Annotated in this window: 19 protein-coding genes; 14 read left to right on the top strand and 5 right to left on the bottom strand. The window is 44.9% G+C overall.

Translation table 11 applies throughout. The features are described from left to right. Positions 1-35 precede the first annotated feature (35 nt). The 4 genes from N2K84_RS20565 to N2K84_RS16420 all read right to left on the bottom strand — a co-directional run bounded on the left by N2K84_RS20565 (position 36) and on the right by N2K84_RS16420 (position 2,378). Positions 36-269: a DUF5320 domain-containing protein gene (locus N2K84_RS20565; RefSeq protein ID WP_428221996.1), complete on the bottom strand. Its 234-nt coding sequence runs from the start codon at positions 267-269 to the stop codon at positions 36-38. Positions 270-290: 21 nt separating this feature from the next. Further along, positions 291-611: a NifB/NifX family molybdenum-iron cluster-binding protein gene (locus tag N2K84_RS16430; RefSeq protein WP_282592921.1), complete on the bottom strand. Its 321-nt coding sequence runs from the start codon at positions 609-611 to the stop codon at positions 291-293. Between the two features lie 18 nt (positions 612-629). Next, entirely contained in the window at positions 630-1,061 is a 432-nt protein-coding gene (locus N2K84_RS16425) for a DUF134 domain-containing protein (RefSeq protein WP_282592920.1), read from the bottom strand. Positions 1,062-1,337: 276 nt separating this feature from the next. Then, the gene (locus N2K84_RS16420; RefSeq protein WP_282592919.1) at positions 1,338-2,378 is read right to left on the bottom strand and encodes a LacI family DNA-binding transcriptional regulator; all 1,041 of its coding nucleotides are present in this window, start codon (positions 2,376-2,378) and stop codon (positions 1,338-1,340) included. A gap of 132 nt (positions 2,379-2,510) precedes the next feature. Here N2K84_RS16420 and kduI point away from each other — a divergent pair, with 132 nt between their 5' ends. From kduI to N2K84_RS16400, 4 genes are all read left to right on the top strand, one after another. Continuing rightward, on the top strand, positions 2,511-3,353 hold the full coding sequence (gene kduI, locus N2K84_RS16415) for a 5-dehydro-4-deoxy-D-glucuronate isomerase (RefSeq protein WP_282592918.1): 843 nt from the start codon (positions 2,511-2,513) through the stop codon (positions 3,351-3,353). A 51-nt stretch (positions 3,354-3,404) separates the two neighbouring features. Then, complete coding sequence (locus N2K84_RS16410) at positions 3,405-4,199, top strand: gluconate 5-dehydrogenase (RefSeq protein ID WP_282592917.1); 795 nt, start codon at positions 3,405-3,407, stop codon at positions 4,197-4,199. Positions 4,200-4,214: 15 nt separating this feature from the next. Next, a complete protein-coding gene (locus tag N2K84_RS16405; protein ID WP_282592916.1) occupies positions 4,215-5,489 on the top strand; it encodes a DUF4861 domain-containing protein in 1,275 nt (424 codons plus the stop codon). A gap of 262 nt (positions 5,490-5,751) precedes the next feature. Further along, entirely contained in the window at positions 5,752-6,000 is a 249-nt protein-coding gene (locus N2K84_RS16400) for a hypothetical protein (RefSeq protein ID WP_282592915.1), read from the top strand. Between the two features lie 212 nt (positions 6,001-6,212). Here N2K84_RS16400 and N2K84_RS16395 read toward each other — a convergent pair whose 3' ends face one another. Further along, positions 6,213-6,605 carry a hypothetical protein gene (locus tag N2K84_RS16395; RefSeq protein ID WP_282592914.1) on the bottom strand — a complete coding sequence of 131 codons (393 nt, stop codon included), beginning with the start codon at positions 6,603-6,605 and terminating at the stop codon, positions 6,213-6,215. 431 nt (positions 6,606-7,036) lie between these two features. Here N2K84_RS16395 and N2K84_RS16390 point away from each other — a divergent pair, with 431 nt between their 5' ends. The 10 genes from N2K84_RS16390 (at position 7,037) to N2K84_RS16345 (ending at position 17,804) form a co-directional block, all read left to right on the top strand. Next, a complete protein-coding gene (locus tag N2K84_RS16390; RefSeq protein ID WP_282592913.1) occupies positions 7,037-8,380 on the top strand; it encodes an aspartate kinase in 1,344 nt (447 codons plus the stop codon). A gap of 21 nt (positions 8,381-8,401) precedes the next feature. Next, complete coding sequence (locus N2K84_RS16385; RefSeq protein WP_282592912.1) at positions 8,402-9,706, top strand: O-acetylhomoserine aminocarboxypropyltransferase/cysteine synthase family protein; 1,305 nt, start codon at positions 8,402-8,404, stop codon at positions 9,704-9,706. Between the two features lie 58 nt (positions 9,707-9,764). Further along, positions 9,765-10,682 (top strand): homoserine O-acetyltransferase MetA, encoded by a 918-nt coding sequence (metA, locus tag N2K84_RS16380; RefSeq protein WP_282592911.1) that lies wholly within the window; start codon positions 9,765-9,767, stop codon positions 10,680-10,682. Positions 10,683-10,837: 155 nt separating this feature from the next. Continuing rightward, positions 10,838-11,500 carry an isoprenoid biosynthesis glyoxalase ElbB gene (gene elbB / locus N2K84_RS16375; RefSeq protein WP_282592910.1) on the top strand — a complete coding sequence of 221 codons (663 nt, stop codon included), beginning with the start codon at positions 10,838-10,840 and terminating at the stop codon, positions 11,498-11,500. A 251-nt stretch (positions 11,501-11,751) separates the two neighbouring features. Beyond that, the gene (locus N2K84_RS16370; protein WP_282592909.1) at positions 11,752-13,065 is read left to right on the top strand and encodes an acetyl-CoA hydrolase/transferase family protein; all 1,314 of its coding nucleotides are present in this window, start codon (positions 11,752-11,754) and stop codon (positions 13,063-13,065) included. Between the two features lie 239 nt (positions 13,066-13,304). Then, positions 13,305-13,706: a methylmalonyl-CoA epimerase gene (gene mce, locus N2K84_RS16365; RefSeq protein WP_282592908.1), complete on the top strand. Its 402-nt coding sequence runs from the start codon at positions 13,305-13,307 to the stop codon at positions 13,704-13,706. A gap of 30 nt (positions 13,707-13,736) precedes the next feature. Continuing rightward, positions 13,737-15,296, top strand: coding sequence for an acyl-CoA carboxylase subunit beta (locus N2K84_RS16360; protein WP_282592907.1), 1,560 nt, complete (start codon positions 13,737-13,739; stop codon positions 15,294-15,296). 9 nt (positions 15,297-15,305) lie between these two features. Then, positions 15,306-16,190, top strand: coding sequence for an OadG family transporter subunit (locus tag N2K84_RS16355; RefSeq protein WP_282592906.1), 885 nt, complete (start codon positions 15,306-15,308; stop codon positions 16,188-16,190). 12 nt (positions 16,191-16,202) lie between these two features. Continuing rightward, entirely contained in the window at positions 16,203-16,646 is a 444-nt protein-coding gene (locus N2K84_RS16350; protein WP_282592905.1) for an acetyl-CoA carboxylase biotin carboxyl carrier protein, read from the top strand. Positions 16,647-16,649: 3 nt separating this feature from the next. Continuing rightward, positions 16,650-17,804, top strand: coding sequence for a sodium ion-translocating decarboxylase subunit beta (locus N2K84_RS16345; protein WP_282592904.1), 1,155 nt, complete (start codon positions 16,650-16,652; stop codon positions 17,802-17,804). The last annotated feature ends 49 nt before the right edge of the window (positions 17,805-17,853 follow it).

The raw sequence follows: 17,853 nt of genomic DNA, 5'->3' as shown, positions 1-17,853 counted from the left end.
GTTCGCCGGGCTGCCGACTGGTTTACAAACATGGATTACCAGCGGTTGCGAAAACCGCGTCCAAGCCAGCGTCCTCGTTTCAATCCGAGACCAAATCCAAATCCTCTGTTTCCAAAGGCTGCATCATCAGATATTGCATCGGGATTTTGATTTTGTGCTGATCCGGAATTTTTTTCTGAAGGAATGTTGCCCCTGTTTGCACAGCGGCCTCTTCCCCGTCCGGTCATAGGACCCTCTCCTTGTGGCCCTCTTCTGTTAAATCCAGGCATACTCACCTCCTTTCAGGTTGGTTAATTTTGGTTGATCAGTTTTATAATTTCATCGACAGATTTTTCAGGTCCGTTAAACATGATCATTTGAATCTGGAGACTCTCCAAAATAGATTTTACTTTTCCGCCAAATTCGCCCGATATTATTTGTTTAACGCCTTTTGAAGCAATGAGCTGTACCGAGGCGGGACCAGCTCCTTCGACGCTTTCCTTGTTTGGATTTTGAATGAACTCGGTCGATCCGTTTTCGGTATCGTAGATGGCAAAATAGGCGCACCGGCCAAACCGGCTGTCCAGTTTGGCTTCGGGCTTATTCTCCGATGCGGTAATGGCAATTTTCATAGTTTAAAAATTAATGCGTTATGAATTGAATTTGTAATTGACATTCTCATGGAATTGTTCAATATCGGTTGAGCTGCAAATAGTGCAATTGTCGGGCTTTTTTCCTGCAGAGGAATTCCGAAACCAATTGGCACATTTCTTACACCGAAACGCCGGATGGTTAAAATAAACATCACCGCCACTGAATACAATTGGCCTGCCCTCTACTAATGATCGGGCCACTTTTTTTCGGGCCGAATCATAAATACGGGCAAAGGTTGAACGGGAAACATCCATTTGTCCGGCCCCGTCTTCCTGACCCAGTTTTAAATAATCATTCAAGCGAATTGCTTCGTATTCTTCGTAGCTCATCCAAATGGGTTCTCGCTGCCTTCCCAAGTTTCCGATAGTCTGAAAGCCTTTGCTTTCAGGTGGTCCGGAGATTCGTCTATGGCGTTTTCTTCTGGGCATAGTAATGAACATTTGATCAATACAAAGATAGTGAGCAATAGTTCAAAATGAAAAATGTAAGGAAGTTTTTTTTGATTTTTGTAAAAATTTAACAATTGCCCTCGGTGAAGAAATAGGTATGGTGTTGCTATACAATATCTTTATCGAATAAAAGCAAGATATCGAGAGGCAGAAAATGTTCGAAGAATGAAGTAAAACCGGACGAATGCCACTTTAATTTAGAGCAGAACGGAAGCGTAAACCCTAGTGAACTGTACCCGGGTAAAAAGCAAAAGATTATGCAGATCGGGGAGCATTCCGGAGCGAAGATTCGCGAATAACCAGTTCGGTTGGCATGGTGATGGTTTGGTAATTCTGGGTTTTATTTTTGGTTTCAATTTCGCGAATGAGCAATTCGGCAGCTTTCAAACCCATTTCAAAAGCCGGTTGTTGCAAGGTTGAAATGGATGGGGTCACCACTTCCGAAAAAGGTTCGTTGCTAAACCCGATTAATCCGAAATCTTCCGGGATCCGAATGCCGATTTTCTTCATATATACCATCATACTCAGAGCCGAGGTGTCGTTTCCGCAGAAAACAGCATCAGGAGGGTGGGGAAGTGCCAGCAATTGTTTGATGGCCTCCTGGCCGTCCATCCGTGTTAGCCGATTGAAAATAATCAGCTCGTCTTCTACCGTCAGGTTATTTTTCCGCAAAGCTTCTTTGTAGCCCTCCATACGGTCGTGGTAAGTGTTCAGCACGGTTGGCCCGGCCAAGTGGGCAATGCGCCGATAGCCCTGGTCAATCAGGTGCTGTGTCGCTTTGAAGCCGACTGCAAAATCATCCACCACAATTTTGTGGGCTTCGAGTTCCGGTACCACCCGGTCGAAAAATACGAGCGGTATATTTTTGTTTGTAAATAGTTGAAAATGATCAAACTCGTTAGTTTGCATGCTAAGCGAGGCAATCAGCCCGTCCACCCTGTTTGAAAAAAGTGATTGGACGATTTTCTTCTCCTTTTCCAGCAGATCGTTTGATTGAGAAATAATAACATTGTATCCCGATGCAAAAGCTACATCTTCGACACCGGAAATAAAGGATGAAAAGAAATGCCGGTTAATAAGTGGAACCACGATACCAATGGTGTTGGTTTTTTGGTTTCGCAAATTGGACGCGATAATGTTGGGCTGATAACCCATTTTCAGGGCCAACGATTTGATTTTATCTTTCGTAGCCTGGCTAATACGCGGGTTATCGTTCAACGCGCGTGATACAGTTGATGCTGAAATCTTCAACTCGCGTGCAATATCGTGTATGGTAACTGATGCCTTTTCGTCCATTTTGTAAAAAAATTCATGCAAATATGCCAATAAATTTTGAATCTATGCTAAATTAAAATTTTTATGCGCAATCGATTGCATTTTTTCTCTTTAAATCTTATATTTGCCTTGAAAAATTAAAATCAGAAAGTTATGGCGACATTTTTTGAAGAACGTTATGCTTACAATCCACAGGATTTCAAGCAGTATGATACCGAAAGAATTCGGAAAGAGTTTTTAGTGGAAAAGTTGATGGACGAAGGGAATATCCGTCTGGTTTACTCACATATTGAACGCTATATTGTAGGTGGGATTGTACCGGTTTCCGAGCCGCTCAAGCTGGAAACAGTGGACGCCCTAAAGTCTGAATATTTTTGCAAACGCCGGGAGGTGGGTATCATCAATGTTGGCGCAAAAGGCTCGGTAACGGTTGACGGAACTGAATATGTGCTCGACTTCAAAGATGCTTTGTACATTGGCCGCGGCAAAAAAGAAATCGTTTTTTCTTCATCCGATGCTTCCAATCCAGCTCGTTTTTACCTGAACTCGGCCCCGGCGCATAAAGAATTTCCTGTGAAACATGTCACTCTGAAAGATGCAAATGTTCTGCACCTGGGATCACTGGAAACGTCAAATGAACGCGACATCAATCAGTTGCTTATTAATACTGTGGTAGAAACCTGCCAATTGCAGATGGGAATGACCGAACTGAAACCGGGCAGCGTATGGAACACCATGCCCGCACACACCCACAGCCGCCGCAACGAGGTTTACTTCTATTTCAATGTCCCCGAAGGACAGGCTGTTTGTCATTTTATGGGTCAACCCAACGAAACTCGCCACCTGTGGATGAGCAACGAACAAGCGGTAATTTCACCTACCTGGTCAATTCATTCAGCTGCCGGGACCAGCAATTACATCTTCATTTGGGGTATGGCAGGCGAAAACCTCGATTATACCGATATGGATGTGATTAAACCCAATGAATTAAGATAATAACGAACGGAAGGTTGACTAATCTTTTCCAAATTTAAAATTGAAAATGCAATGAACGAATTATTTGATTTGACCGGAAAAGTTGCCCTGATTACCGGCGGGACCCACGGAATTGGTATGGCAATTGGCAAAGTGCTTGGTAAAGCAGGTGCAAAAATTTGTGTAAACGACCTTTCGGGTGAAAAACTGGAAGCTTGCCGCGAAGAATATAAAAAAGATGGCATCGACGTTTTGGCGCTGAAATTCGATGTAACCGATGAAGCAGACGTTGATCGTGGCATCTCGGAAATTGAAAAAGAAGTCGGCCCGGTTGATATTCTGGTAAATAATGCCGGTATTATTAAGCGTGTCCCTATTTTGGATATGCCAATCAGCGACTTCAAGCAGGTTATTGATGTTGACTTGGTTGCGCCGCTGATTGTTGCCAAACGTGTTGCTCCGGGCATGATTGCCAAACGCTCGGGTAAAATCATCAATATGTGCTCGATGATGAGTATTTACGGACGGAACTCGGTTTCGGCTTACGCTTCGGCCAAAGGTGGTTTAAAACTGCTTACCGCCAACATGTGCTGCGAATGGGCAAAATACAACCTGCAAATAAACGGCATTGGACCAGGCTACATTGCTACTTCGCAAACTGCCCCCATCCGCGAAAACGGACATCCATTCAACGACCTGGTAATGACCCGTACGCCGGCCGGACGCTGGGGCGAGCCTGAAGATGTGGCGAATGCCGCCCTGTTCCTGGCATCCGAAGCCAGCAATTTTGTAAACGGACATATTTTGTTTGTTGATGGCGGTATCCTGGCCAACTTCGGTTACGTGAAAGGCGAAAACGACCTTTAATAGATAGTTGTTGCCATGAAAATCAGATTAATTCTTGCGGTTGGCGCCGCACTGGTGACCATGTCTTGCCAGCAAGACAAAAAGCTGGTGCTGACCAACCCGCTTGATCAGGTCCGTGCAGATGAAGTGGTTGTTATTGAGCGGGCTAGTTTGGAAGGTTCATTCACACCTGCACAGGCTTCGTTTGTGCCGGTGGTGAAAAACGGTGAGCAACTTTTGGCATCACAGGTTGACGACCTGGACGGCGACGGTGAATGGGACGAGTTGGCTGTACTGGTCAGTCTTCAACCAAAGGAAGAGCTGACTCTGGCCGTTGATTTTGTTGATCCTGCCGAATACCCCGAATTCACAAAGCGTACCAATCTTCGTTTGGGTATCGACCAGGGAGATCATACCTTTAAAGAGGTGGATTACTACCTGGCACCCGACAATAAAGATGGTTTTGAGATTATAGCGCAAGGCGAAAGTGTGAGCTGGGAAAACGATAAAATGGGCTTCCGCTGCTATTTCGATGTGCGTAATGTGAAAGACCTGTACGGAAAACTGAAACCGGACATGGTGCTCGACAAGATCCATACTCCCGAGCTGGGCGATTACCATACGTTGGCCGATTGGGGAATGGATGTGCTGCACTGTGGAAGTTCATTGGGATCGGGTGGACTGGCTCTGCTCGAAAATGATTCGCTTTATCGATTGGGATCAACCGAAACCTACGAATATCAGAAAATTGTTGAAGGTCCGGTGCGTTCGGTTTTTGACCTAAAGTACGGTGGATGGGATGTGGACGGACAAAACCTGTCGGCAGTTGAGCGGGTGAGTATCTATCCCGGAAAATACTGGTTCCAGTCGGATGTGACAGTTTCCGGGTTTACCGGCGAAAAGCAAGTAGTAACCGGAATTGTGACCAGTTTGCTGAAAAATGAGCCCTTCCAGTTTGATGCCGATGTGTACAAGGCCATTGCTACCCTGGATGTGCAGTCGCTGAACAACGACGAACTGGGCATGGCTGTGTTGGCCAAAGCCGACGAGGTTACACGGATTGACCGCACGACTGATATCAACTTTTTTGAGCTGGGATACCAAACCGTTCCGGAGAAGAATTTCAGTCAGGTGATTTCCGAAACGTATTATTTGGCGCAAAAAATCACCAACGATGTTCCGGCCCGTCATTTCTTCTTCGCTGTTTGGGGATTGGAAAATCCGAAGTGGAAAGAAATCAGCGAATTTGAAAAATACATTTCCGGAGAAGCTGAAAAACTGAGTAATCCCGTTGTTGTGACTATTAGATAGTTTTACTTTTTTCTAAAGTGAAGAGGCTGACCTGCTACGGTTCAGCCTCTTTTTGTTTGTACTGCATGCAACCTTACCCCGCAGGTTGTACGAAAACTGCGGCGCCCGGAGGGTGGTTACGGAGAGGTTAACCCCGAAACAAGCTCGGGTGGGGCTTGCAAAAAGCATTTGAAAGATTTTTTTCGGTTCAAAATCGTTCATTTTACCTGTTCCTGGCCTTATTCGATCAAAAACTAATCCTTTTTACCAAATTCTCAAGGGAATGAGGCTACCAGAAACGAGAATACCTCTACCAGAGAGGGGAATGAGGCTACCAGAGAGGAGAATGAGGTTACCAGAGAGGAGAATGAGGTTACCAGAGAGGGGAATGAGGCTACCAGAAAGGAGAATGCCTCTACCAGAAAGGAGAATGCCTCTACCAGAAAAGAGAATGAGGCTACCAGACAACAGAATATCCTTACCGGAGAAGACATGGGCTTACCGATTTGACTTTCCCAAAAAAAGCATGTAGGATTGCCTTAACCAAAGCTGAGAATGCCTGGGCCAAATAAAACTTTGACCTATTTTGTTGAAAGGATTGCCGACCTCCGGGTGATGATCGGATGTGTATCCGGTTGTAAACTGAAATTCAATTCAGGTTTCATATTCCCGTTGATATTTGCAGGAGAAATTACGTCAAACCGGTTTTCAGCTAGTAAAAATCTTTGTGGAAGCTCCGAATACTTAACCTTCGGCGATTAATTGAACGGCTTCCTGCCTCAGGATTAAAGGCAACTGAATGTTGCGCCGTTCGATGCTTACCAGCCACATTTTCAGTTCGTCACTTTTTAACGTGTACATCACGTCGCGGAATTCTTCAATTTGCTCGTCCTGGTACTGATCGGCCGAAATACCCTGAAAACGGTCCAGTTCTTCATCTTCAAAATACAGAATTTTGTCAGGTGTATTGCGCATTTCCTCAAATTCGCATACCTCGTGTGCTCCGCAACAATCCAACGGCACTTCAGCAGGAGTTTGTTCCTGTTCCGGTTCTTTTTTGCCGTATTTGTTTGATAACCACGTTGCCAACGCCACTGCAACGGCCAGAGTCACTAATATTCCAATTAAAATCAACATAACCTGAAATGTGAAAAAAAATAGGATGACAAAGGTAATAGTAAAAATGGAATTCAATAGTTCAGGTCACATGTATGATCAGCAGATAATGAAAAGGAGAGTATGGGAAATGCGAGTAACCGGATCAGAAATGAGTTCAACTTTTTATACTCCGGATCTCATTCTTATTTAAACATTTTCTAAATCGACGTTGTTTATATAAAAACATTTTTCTAGGTTTGTAGCACTTAAAGGCATTTTAGACGTGAATAACAGCAAAACATATCGTTACATTTCTTCAACCCGTTCCCTGGGTTGTGCTGTTGTTGCCATGCCGTCGATGTCTATGTGTATGCGATAGCCTTCATTCGGTATTCGGTTGAATGCGGTTTGGAGGCGTGCAAAATTTCCAGCGTTAATTTTCCTCAAATTTACTTTTACAAATTCATCATATGCAAAATTGCATTGTAAGGTTTGGCGGTAATAATTTAAAAGAACCGCAAGTTATTTCAACCTTGGTGAGCCTGCTTCAGCAAACGGAAACACGACATATTCTTACTGTTTCGGCAACCAGTGAAATACAGACCATATTAACCAAAGGGATTAAAACACTTAGTGTTGCAATTAGTGAGCCTGCGTTGATTTTAGCTGCATTAAACAGTGAAATTGATCGGATAAAAAAACAGTTTGCATTGGACGGTTTAACCGTCTTGGAGCCATTATTGACCAAACTGGAGGTGTTGCTGAAGGGGATTCATTTTACAGGCGATTTTTCGCTGGCACTTCATGATCAGGTTCTTTCGTTTGGTGAAAAGCTGACAACGTCCCTATTGGCCGAAATCCTTCAACGTCACGGGGTAGATGCCAAATTAGTTTCTCCCGAAGAGTTGGGCTTGCAGGTTACCGAAGAATACGGCAATGCCAGCATCCTTACCGATCTTTCCGGACCGTCGGTCACCTCGTTTCCCTGGGGGAAAATTAACCTGGTGCCAGGATCGTTCGGGATCACCAGCCAGGGGAAAATAGCACGGACCGGGCATCGGGCAGCCGACTATACAGCAGCAGCCCTGGCCTCAATTTTGGATGCCGACCGGCTCGAACTGTGGCAAATCAGCACACCTTTTAAAACCGCCGATGACCGTTTTGTCCCAAATCCGGCTTATATCGAAAGTTTGACCTATGCCGAAGCCTCCGAGCTTTCTTATTTCAACTATTCGGGAATCCATCCGCGTATTGTGGAACCGTTGATTGAAAAGCACCTTCCGATTCATATTTTCGAGTTGTTAAACGGCGAAAAAATACTTCGGACAAAAATTAATTCGAAAAGTACTGTGGCTCCCCAGGTGGTGAAAAGTGTTGCCCATACGGACGATATTGCCATTTTGAAGCTGAATGGCCCGGGGGTTGGATTTAAACCCGGCATTTTGGCAAAAGTGACAACTGCTTTCAGCAACCATCACATCAATATCCGCTCGGTCATTACGGCACAAACCAGCATCAACATTCTTCTCGATAAAGCTTCTATCCAACGGGCACGACAACTGTTACAGGAAGTAGATTTGCCTTCTGTTGGGCAGGTAGAAACAGCCGAACATGTTTCGCTGATTGCCATTGTCGGTCACGGCATGCAGCAACACCACGGGATTTCGGCCCAGTTGTTTTCGGCCGTGGCAAAAAACAAAATCAATGTGCTGCTAAGCGGTTCGGGGGCCTCGGATCTGGTCAGCTACCTGGTTGTTGACGAGCAGGACAAAGTGAAAGCGATACAGGAAATCCATAGAATATTTTTTTCATAGCAATATCTAAAAATTAGTACAATGACTACCAAAAACTTAAAATTTGAAACACTGCAATTACATGCAGGTCAGCAGCCCGATCCTACAACAGGCTCGCGCGCGGTCCCCATCTACCAAACAAGTTCGTACGTGTTTAAAGATGCGGACCATGCTGCCAATTTATTCGGGTTGAAAGAATTCGGAAACATTTATACCCGGATTATGAATCCCACTTCGGATGTGTTTGAACAGCGTATTGCCGCTTTGGAAGGTGGAGTTGCTGCCCTGGCTGTTGCTTCCGGTCATGCGGCCCAGTTTCTGGTCTTCAACACCTTACTTGATATGGGCGATAACTTTGTCAGTTCGCCGTTTTTATATGGGGGAACATACAACCAATTTACGGTTTCGTTTAAAAAGCAAGGTATTGAGGCCCGTTTGACGGAAGATTTGAAGCCCGAATCGTTTGAAAAACTGATTGACGGGAAAACAAAACTGATCTACCTCGAAACCATCGGTAACCCTGGGTATGTTATTCCCGACTTTGACGCCATTGCTGCGTTGGCCAGGAAATACGACATTCCGTTGGTGGTTGACAATACCTTTGCGGGTGGGGGATATCTGTTCCGCCCCATTGAACATGGGGCAAACATTGTGGTTGAATCGGCCACCAAATGGATTGGCGGACATGGCACCAGCATTGGCGGCGTAATTGTGGACGCCGGAAACTATAACTGGGGCAATGGCAAATTTCCAGGGTTCACCGAGCCTTCCGAAGGTTATCATGGCCTGAAGTTTTGGGACATCTTTAACTTCGACGGGCCGTTTGGAAACATTGCCTTCATCATTAAAGCGCGGGTTGAAGGGCTGCGCGATTTTGGCCCTGCTATTAGTCCGTTCAATTCGTTCCTGTTGCTGCAAGGTTTGGAAACACTATCTTTGCGCATGGACAGGCATGTGGAAAATGCACAGAAACTGGCCGTTTGGCTTGAAAATCATCCAACCGTAGCGAGTGTGAATTATCCGGGTTTGAAAAGCAATCCATCCTACGAATTGGCAAAGAAATATTTCCCGAAAGGCCCGGGCAGTATGCTTTCATTTACGGTTAAAGGTGGAATTGATGAAGCCAAAAAAGTAGTTGACAGTCTCGAATTGGTCAGCCACCTGGCCAATGTCGGCGATGCAAAAACGCTGATCATCCAGCCCGCAGCAACCACTCACCAGCAGCTATCTGCCGAAGCTCAAGTGGCGGCCGGCGTTTATCCGTCGCAGCTGCGTGTTTCAGTGGGGCTGGAGCATATTGATGATATCATTGCCGATTTTGAACAAGCACTGTCTAAAATCGGTTAACAAGATACCTTTCCCGGGTGCGAAAGCATCCGGGATTTAATTCTAAAAAATACAGATTATGCCATTAAATATTCCGGATAAATTACCGGCCATTGAGTTGTTGCTCAAGGAAAACATTTTTGTGATTGACGAAACCCGGGCTAGCCATCAGGATATCCGACCCTTAAAAATTGTCATACTTAACCTGATGCCCTTGAAAATTACGACAGAAACTGATTTGCTGCGGGTTTTATCCAATTCGCCGCTACAAATTGAAATTGATTTTCTGAAAATCAAGGATCACGAGCATAAAAACACACCGGCCGAACACATGAGGATGTTTTATAAAACGTTTGACCAGATAAAAAACAAAAAATATGATGGCATGATCATTACAGGCGCCCCGGTGGAACACCTTCCTTTTGAAGAGGTAACTTATTGGGGGGAAATGAAAGAAATTTTAGATTGGTCGGTTCACCATGTAACATCATCGTTTTTTATTTGTTGGGCATCGCAAGCCGCCTTGTTCCATTTTTACGGCATTCCGAAATATCCGTTAAGCAAAAAAATGTTTGGCGTGTTCAAACACCAGGTTTCAGACAACAAATTGCCCATTTTTAGGGGGTTCGACGATGAATATTACGTACCCCATTCCCGGCATACTGAAATCAGGGCCGAGGACATCGTTAAGGTTTCCGAATTGGAAATCATTTCGTCATCCGAAGATTCCGGGGTGAACATGGTGATGGCCAAAAACGGGCGTCAGATTTTCATCACCGGACATGCCGAGTACTCGCGCGATACATTAAATAATGAATACAAACGGGATTTATCCAAAAATATGCCTATCGAGATCCCCAAAAATTATTATCCGGATGACGACCCGGAAAAGAAACCGGTGTTGAGATGGAGGTCGGCTGCCAACCTGCTGTTTAATAATTGGCTGAACTATTACGTGTACCAGGAAACACCCTACAATTTGGAGGATATCAGTTAGAAAAGTAAAAAGGGAAAAGTCAATGATCAAAAGAATTTTGGTTTTGAGGAGGGGGAGGATTCATTCTACAGCAGTAGTTGGCATGTCCTTGAATTGAAAATTCAGGAAGGCCGGTTCTTCGAAAATGTGTAATTTTAGGAAACCAAAAATTAAACATGATGTCCGAAACAAAGAAAATAGCAATCGTTTTGTCCGGCTGTGGGGTGTTTGATGGCGCCGAAATTCATGAAGCAATCCTCACCATTCTGGCTGTCGCACGTGCGGGAGCACAATACGAAATTTTTGCTCCCAATATTCCGCAGGCCCACGTTGTCAATCACCTTACGGGTGAAGCGACAGATGAAAACCGAAATGTATTGGTTGAATCGGCCCGGATAGCCCGTGGAAAAATCAAAGACCTGAAAGATTATACACCTGCCGGTTTTGACGCGCTGATCTTTCCGGGCGGGTTTGGGGTAGCTAAAAACCTGAGCAATTTTGCCTTCTACGGGTCCAATTGCACGGTTAATGCCGATGTTGAAAGGGCAGTTAAAACCACCGTGGATGCCGGTAAACCGATCGGCGCTTTATGTATTTCACCGGTAGTAATTGCCAAAATCCTGGGCGATGCCGAAGTCACCATCGGGCAGGACCTTGACACTGCTGAAGCAATTAAAAAGATGGGCGGAAAGCATATTCCTTCTTCTCACGGAGATGTAGTGGTGGATCCAAGGTATAAGTTGGTAACCTCGCCTTGCTACATGCTCGATGCCACCATCGACCAGATTTACGATGGCGCTAAAAATGTCGTAGAGACGATTCTGAGCTTGATCGGCTAATAACATCGAAGAGGGGCAGATTCGACTGAAAGTATCTGCTCTTTTTTTATTGTATAATCAGAATTAAGGATTGTATTGTCCGCTAATACTGCAAATTAGAACGCTTTTTCAAAGCATTCTTAACATTAAATTTAAATACGCTCGGCCCTTCCTTAGATCACGTTTAAATAACCTTCTTTCCAAGGCCTTTCATCTTTAAATTTCTATATTTGCCGCAAATTTCAGAGCGCAATCTATTCTAATTCACAATTATGAAACAAATCAAATACGTTACACCCGACGAGGCTGTAAAAGTGATAAAATCCGGCGATCGTGTTCATCTGAGTAGTGTGGCTGTTACGCCCCATACACTTATAAAACCGATGGTTGAACGCGGACGTAACGGAGAACTTTATGATGTAAAAATCCAACACATCCACGTTGAAGGCAAAGTAGAATATGCCAATCCTGAGTTTGAGGGGATTTTCGTTCCCGAACAATTCTTTGTTGGCGGAAACCTGCGTAAACAAACGCAAGCCGGTTATGCCGACTATATTCCTGTTTTCCTCAGCGAAACCCAAAAACTGATCCGTGAAGGGTACACAAAAGTGAATGTGGCCATGATCATGTGTTCTACTCCCGATAAACACGGCTTCGTGTCGTTGGGGACTTCGGTTGACGCAACTCTGGCTGCCGTGCAAACTGCCGATGTGGTGATCGCTGCTGTAAACCCGAACGTACCTCGCGCTTGGGGCGATGCCATGATCCACATCAACGAGATTGACATTTTCGTGGAAGACAGCATTGAACTGTATGCTCACGACATGGCGCCTTTATCAGAAACTGAAATCGCCATTGGTAAAAATGTGGCCGAACTGGTTGAAGATGGCGCTTGTCTGCAAATGGGCATTGGCGGTATTCCAAATGCCGTTCTGGCTCAGCTGGGCAACCACAAAGATTTGGGGGTACACACCGAAATGTTCGCTGACGGTATTCTTCCACTTGTTGAAAAGGGCATCGTTAACGGTAAACATAAAAACCTCGACCGTGGCAAAATGGTCGCTTCGTTCCTGATGGGAACAAAAGAATTGTACGACTTTATTGACGACAACCCCATGGTAGCCATGATGGATGTAGGTTACACCAACAGTGTAGCCGTCATTCGCCAGTTGGACAAAGTTACAGCAATTAACTCAGCGTTGGCCATCGACCTGACGGGTCAGGTTTGTGCGGATTCAATCGGGACAACACACTATTCTGGTGTTGGCGGCCAAATTGACTTCATCCGTGGTGCCGGATATTCAAAAGGAGGAAAGCCAATTATTGCGATCCCTTCGGTTACTGCTAAAGGAGTTTCCAAAATCAGCCCCATTTTGTTGCCGGGCTCAGGAGTAGTAAGTACCCGTGCCAATATGCACTGGATCGTTACCGAATACGGTGCTGTCAACCTGTATGGAAAAACCTTGCAGGAACGGGCAAAACTGCTGATTTCTATTGCTCATCCCGAGCATCGGGAGGCGCTTGACAAAGCTGCATTCGAACGTTTTGGCCCTCATTTCCATTTTGTTGGAAAAACCACTGTTTAAAATTGCCAAAGATACAGGCAGGCGTGAGGCCTGCCTTTTTTACAAATACATATTAATCGTTAACTGATTAGACAGGAACTTTAAGTAGATAAAATCATCATTTTAAGTATCCTGCACAAAATTCCGCACATGTAATTTCGAATTTTTGAGCTTTTTGTTAGAAAAAAGTTTTATCAAGTTTATCTGTGCGATCTTAAATACTGAAAGCATTTTTTTATAACAATTTAATATCACAACAAATGGATATATCACATATCGAACACATTGGAATCGCGGTCAACAGCTTGGAAGAGGCTATTCCTTATTATGAAAATGTTCTGGGTTTAACATGCTACGCCGTGGAAGAAGTAGCTGACCAGAAAGTAAAAACAGCCTTCTTTAAAGTGGGTGATACCAAAATTGAATTATTGGAATCAACCGATCCGGAAGGCCCGATAGGAAAATTTATCGAAAAGAAAGGGCAGGGGATCCATCACCTGGCATTTGCGGTCAGCAATGTCAACGAAGCTCTGAGCGAGGTGCAGGAAAAAGGCGTTGCAGCCATCGATAAAACCGGTCGTAAAGGCGCCGAAGGATTAAATATCGGGTTCCTTCATCCCAAAGCAACTTTAGGCGTATTAACTGAGCTTTGTTCAGAATAAATTTCAACTACCAACTATCAAATATCAACAATGAATAATCAGGATAAAATTAAACAACTCATTGACCTCCGCGCAGAGGCCAAACTGGGGGGTGGCGAGAAACGGATTGAAGCTCAACACCAAAAAGGAAAATTAACTGCCCGCGAACGAATCGACTTATTGTTGGATGAAGGCAGTTTCGAAGAATTCGACATGTTTATCACACACCGTTGTGACAACTTCGGAATCGAAAAAACTAAGATTCTGGGCGATGGCGTTGTTACCGGACAAGGTACCATCGATGGCCGTATCGTGTATGTTTTCTCTCAGGATTTCACGGTTTTCGGCGGCTCGCTGTCTGAAACATTTGCACAGAAAATATGCAAAGTGATGGATATGGCGCTGAAAGTTGGAGCTCCGCTTATCGGGATCAACGACTCCGGTGGCGCCCGTATTCAGGAAGGTGTAACCGCTTTGGCCGGATATGCTGAAATTTTTGAACGCAACATCATGGCATCGGGTGTAATCCCGCAAATTTCGGCCATTTTTGGTCCTTGCGCCGGCGGTGCGGTTTATTCACCTGCCCTGACCGATTACATCATCATGAGCAAAGACACCAGCTACATGTTTGTAACCGGCCCTAAAGTGGTGAAAACAGTTACCGGCGAGGATGTTACCGATGAGCAGCTGGGTGGAGCAAGCGTTCATGGTTCTAAATCGGGCGTATCTCATTTTATTGCCGAAGATGAACCGGAAGGAATTGCGTTGATCCGCAAGCTGTTGAGCTATTTGCCGCAAAATAACCTCGAAGATGCCCCGCTTGCCCCGTGCGACGACCCAATCGACCGTCTGGATGATTTCCTGAACGAGGTCATTCCGGATAATCCGAATAAGCCATATGATGTAAAAGATGTCATTCATTCAATAACCGACTACAACGAATTTTTGGAAGTTCACCGGAACTACGCCCAGAACATTGTTGTTGGTTTTGGCCGTTTCAATGGTATTTCAACCGGAATTGTAGCCAACCAGCCAAACTATCTGGCCGGGGTGCTCGATATTAATGCATCACGTAAAGCAGCCCGTTTTGTGCGTTTTTGCGATGCTTTCAACATTCCAATCGTAACCTTGGTTGATGTGCCCGGATTTTTGCCAGGAACAGCTCAGGAATACGGCGGCATTATCACGCACGGTGCCAAGTTATTGTTTGCGTATGGAGAGGCTACTGTTCCTAAAGTGACTGTTATTCTTCGAAAATCATACGGTGGCGCTTATTGTGTGATGAGCTCCAAACATCTGCGCGGCGACATCAACTACTCGTGGCCAACCGGCGAAATTGCCGTAATGGGTCCCAAAGGTGCTATTGAAGTGCTGCAGAGCAAAAAGATCAGGGAGATTGAAAACGCTCAGGAACGTGCCGAGTTTGTTGCTCAAGCTGAAGATGAGTATAAAGATAAATTTGCGAACCCATATAACGCGGCCAAATATGGTTACATCGATGATGTGATTGAACCGCGCAATACCCGTTTCCGGATTATCCGCGCCCTTCAAACTTTGGCAACGAAAAAAGACGTTATGCCTCCGAAAAAACATACCAATATTCCATTATAAAAAACGACCATGCAAAAGAGAATTAAACAGCTATTTGCCGGGATTGTCGTTTTACTGCTGGTTGTGGCGGGCCATTCGCTGAATGCGCAAAATGCTTCCGACTTGCGTTTTAATGAAGTTCTGGTATTTAACGAATCCAACTACGTTGACGAATACGGTGAACGCAGCGGCTGGATTGAGATCACCAACTCCTCGTATAGTAGCATCAATATTGGCGGCTGCTTTATCACCGACGACCTGAATAATCCGACAAAATACTGGATTCCGACAGGTACGCCCGAAACTGCTATGGCGCCAAGGGGATTTATTGTATTTTTTGCCGATAATCATCCAAGTAGGGGTATTTTCCACCTGAACTTTAGTTTGGACAACGGAAAAACCATTGCCCTGTTTGATGCTAATGGCCGCACCATGCTCGATAAATTGGAAATCGGCAGCGGACATCAGCCGGATATTTCTTATGCCCGCCTTAGCCCGGAATCCAACGAATGGGAATTCAAGGAGAAAACTACGCCGGGATCAAATAACGATCACAGTCGGAAAGTTTCTTCCGGGGAGAAATTTGTTGAAATGGACCCGATTGGCTTCGGGATGACACTTGTGGCCATGTTTGTGGTATTTTCGGCACTGGCACTGCTTTATGTTTTTTATAAACTTGTTGGGCGTCAATTTACACGTACGCGGAAAGCCAAACCAAAAGTTGGAGAAGCCGCTGTAGTTCCTTCTGAAGTGGAAATTTCGGGCGAGTTAAATGCTGCCATTGCCATGGCCCTGTATTTATACCAAACCGAAATGCACGACTTCGAAAATACCGTGCTGACCATGAAAAAGGTTTCCAGGACTTATTCGCCCTGGAGTTCAAAAATTTACACATTAAGAAAAACTCCCCGCTAATAATCGTCAAAAATGAAAAAGTTTAAATTTACTATAAACGGCAACCAATACGAAACTGAGATTATCAATATTGAAGACAATATTGCTGAAATCGAAGTTAATGGTTCAATGTACAAAGTTGAAGTTGATAAGGAAATTAAAGCGTCTAAAACGCCGAAACTGGTTCGTCCGAAAGCTATTCCTTCAACAGACACCCACCCTACTGAAGCAAAAACCAGCAGTCCGTCGGCACCTAAAGGTGCAGGCAATATCAAGTCGCCACTGCCAGGCGTTATCCTGGAAATTTTCGTAAAAGAGGGCGACAAGGTCGAAAGAGGACAAAAACTGTTGATGCTCGAAGCCATGAAAATGGAAAATAATATCGAAGCAGACAAAGCAGGCAAAGTTATTTCAATCAAGGTTAACACCGGAGCTTCGGTCATGGAAGGTGACGTGTTAATGGTAATAGGAGAATAAGATATGGGTACATTCGTAGATTTTATCATTGAAAACATTGCTCAGTTCTTCCAGTTTACCGCTTTTGCAAATATGACGGTAGGCCACCTGGTTATGATTGCCATTGGTTTGGTCTTTATTTATCTGGCTATTGCAAAGGAGTTTGAGCCTATGCTACTGATTCCTATTGGCTTTGGTATTCTGGTGGGGAACGTGGCCTTTGCACCTGGCTTTAAGATAGGTGTTTACGAATCCGGAAGTGTTTTAAACTACTTGTATTTTGGTGTATCGCAAGGGGTTTATCCGCCTCTGATTTTCCTGGGGATTGGTGCAATGACCGATTTCTCCTCGCTGATCTCAAATCCGAAACTGATTTTAATTGGCGCTGCGGCCCAGTTTGGTATTTTCGGAGCCTACTGTATTGCGCTCGCCCTGGGCTTTAGCCCTACCGAAGCTGGTGCAATCGGAATCATTGGTGGTGCCGATGGCCCAACTGCGATCTTTATTTCATCCAAACTGGCTCCAGACCTGATGGGGGCAATTGCTGTTTCAGCGTATTCATACATGGCCCTGGTACCTGTAATCCAGCCGCCAATTATGAAACTGCTGACGAATAAAAGAGAACGGTTAATTCGTATGAAACCGCCGCGCGCCGTTTCGAAAACCGAAAAAGTCATCTTTGCCATCACCGGGATGTTGCTCACGACTTTTATTGTGCCGAGTGGTATGCCGCTCCTGGGGATGCTATTCTTTGGTAATCTGCTGAAAGAATGCGGTGTTACGAAACGTTTGGCCGACACGGCCAAAGGACCTCTAATCGATATTGTTACCATTCTGCTTGGCTTAACAGTTGGAGCATCAACTCAGGCAACAACCTTCCTGACAATGAAGTCAGTAGGTATTTTTTTCTTGGGAGCGCTTTCATTTGTTATTGCAACCACGATGGGGGTATTGTTTGTTAAATTCCTCAATTTATTTTTGAAAGAAGGAAACAAAATCAATCCGCTGATCGGTAACTCGGGCGTTTCTGCCGTTCCTGACAGCGCCCGCATTTCGCAGACAATAGGTCTTCAGTACGATAAAACTAACCACCTACTCATGCACGCCATGGGACCAAACGTGGCCGGTGTAATTGGTTCTGCCGTAGCTGCCGGTATTCTGTTGAGCTTCCTGATGTAATCAAATTCACCTGATAATCGAAAAGCTTCTCTCCCAAAAGAGGAGCTTT

The sequence above is a fragment of the Gaoshiqia sediminis genome, from assembly GCF_025907915.1.
Lineage (GTDB): Bacteria > Bacteroidota > Bacteroidia > Bacteroidales > Prolixibacteraceae > Gaoshiqia > Gaoshiqia sediminis.
The sequence above is the reverse complement of the archived record's forward strand: the minus strand, read 5'-3'. Positions and strand labels throughout refer to the sequence as shown.

Excerpts from the sequence above, each read along its gene's own strand:
- N2K84_RS20565 (WP_428221996.1), bottom strand. The coding sequence starts at position 269 with ATGCCTGGATTTAACAGAAGAGGGCCACAAGGAGAGGGTCCTATGACC.
- N2K84_RS16430 (WP_282592921.1), bottom strand. The coding sequence starts at position 611 with ATGAAAATTGCCATTACCGCATCGGAGAATAAGCCCGAAGCCAAACTG.
- N2K84_RS16425 (WP_282592920.1), bottom strand. The coding sequence starts at position 1,061 with ATGCCCAGAAGAAAACGCCATAGACGAATCTCCGGACCACCTGAAAGC.
- N2K84_RS16420 (WP_282592919.1), bottom strand. The coding sequence starts at position 2,378 with ATGGACGAAAAGGCATCAGTTACCATACACGATATTGCACGCGAGTTG.
- kduI (WP_282592918.1), top strand. The coding sequence starts at position 2,511 with ATGGCGACATTTTTTGAAGAACGTTATGCTTACAATCCACAGGATTTC.
- N2K84_RS16410 (WP_282592917.1), top strand. The coding sequence starts at position 3,405 with ATGAACGAATTATTTGATTTGACCGGAAAAGTTGCCCTGATTACCGGC.
- N2K84_RS16405 (WP_282592916.1), top strand. The coding sequence starts at position 4,215 with ATGAAAATCAGATTAATTCTTGCGGTTGGCGCCGCACTGGTGACCATG.
- N2K84_RS16400 (WP_282592915.1), top strand. The coding sequence starts at position 5,752 with ATGAGGCTACCAGAAACGAGAATACCTCTACCAGAGAGGGGAATGAGG.
- N2K84_RS16395 (WP_282592914.1), bottom strand. The coding sequence starts at position 6,605 with ATGTTGATTTTAATTGGAATATTAGTGACTCTGGCCGTTGCAGTGGCG.
- N2K84_RS16390 (WP_282592913.1), top strand. The coding sequence starts at position 7,037 with ATGCAAAATTGCATTGTAAGGTTTGGCGGTAATAATTTAAAAGAACCG.
- N2K84_RS16385 (WP_282592912.1), top strand. The coding sequence starts at position 8,402 with ATGACTACCAAAAACTTAAAATTTGAAACACTGCAATTACATGCAGGT.
- metA (WP_282592911.1), top strand. The coding sequence starts at position 9,765 with ATGCCATTAAATATTCCGGATAAATTACCGGCCATTGAGTTGTTGCTC.
- elbB (WP_282592910.1), top strand. The coding sequence starts at position 10,838 with ATGATGTCCGAAACAAAGAAAATAGCAATCGTTTTGTCCGGCTGTGGG.
- N2K84_RS16370 (WP_282592909.1), top strand. The coding sequence starts at position 11,752 with ATGAAACAAATCAAATACGTTACACCCGACGAGGCTGTAAAAGTGATA.
- mce (WP_282592908.1), top strand. The coding sequence starts at position 13,305 with ATGGATATATCACATATCGAACACATTGGAATCGCGGTCAACAGCTTG.
- N2K84_RS16360 (WP_282592907.1), top strand. The coding sequence starts at position 13,737 with ATGAATAATCAGGATAAAATTAAACAACTCATTGACCTCCGCGCAGAG.
- N2K84_RS16355 (WP_282592906.1), top strand. The coding sequence starts at position 15,306 with ATGCAAAAGAGAATTAAACAGCTATTTGCCGGGATTGTCGTTTTACTG.
- N2K84_RS16350 (WP_282592905.1), top strand. The coding sequence starts at position 16,203 with ATGAAAAAGTTTAAATTTACTATAAACGGCAACCAATACGAAACTGAG.
- N2K84_RS16345 (WP_282592904.1), top strand. The coding sequence starts at position 16,650 with ATGGGTACATTCGTAGATTTTATCATTGAAAACATTGCTCAGTTCTTC.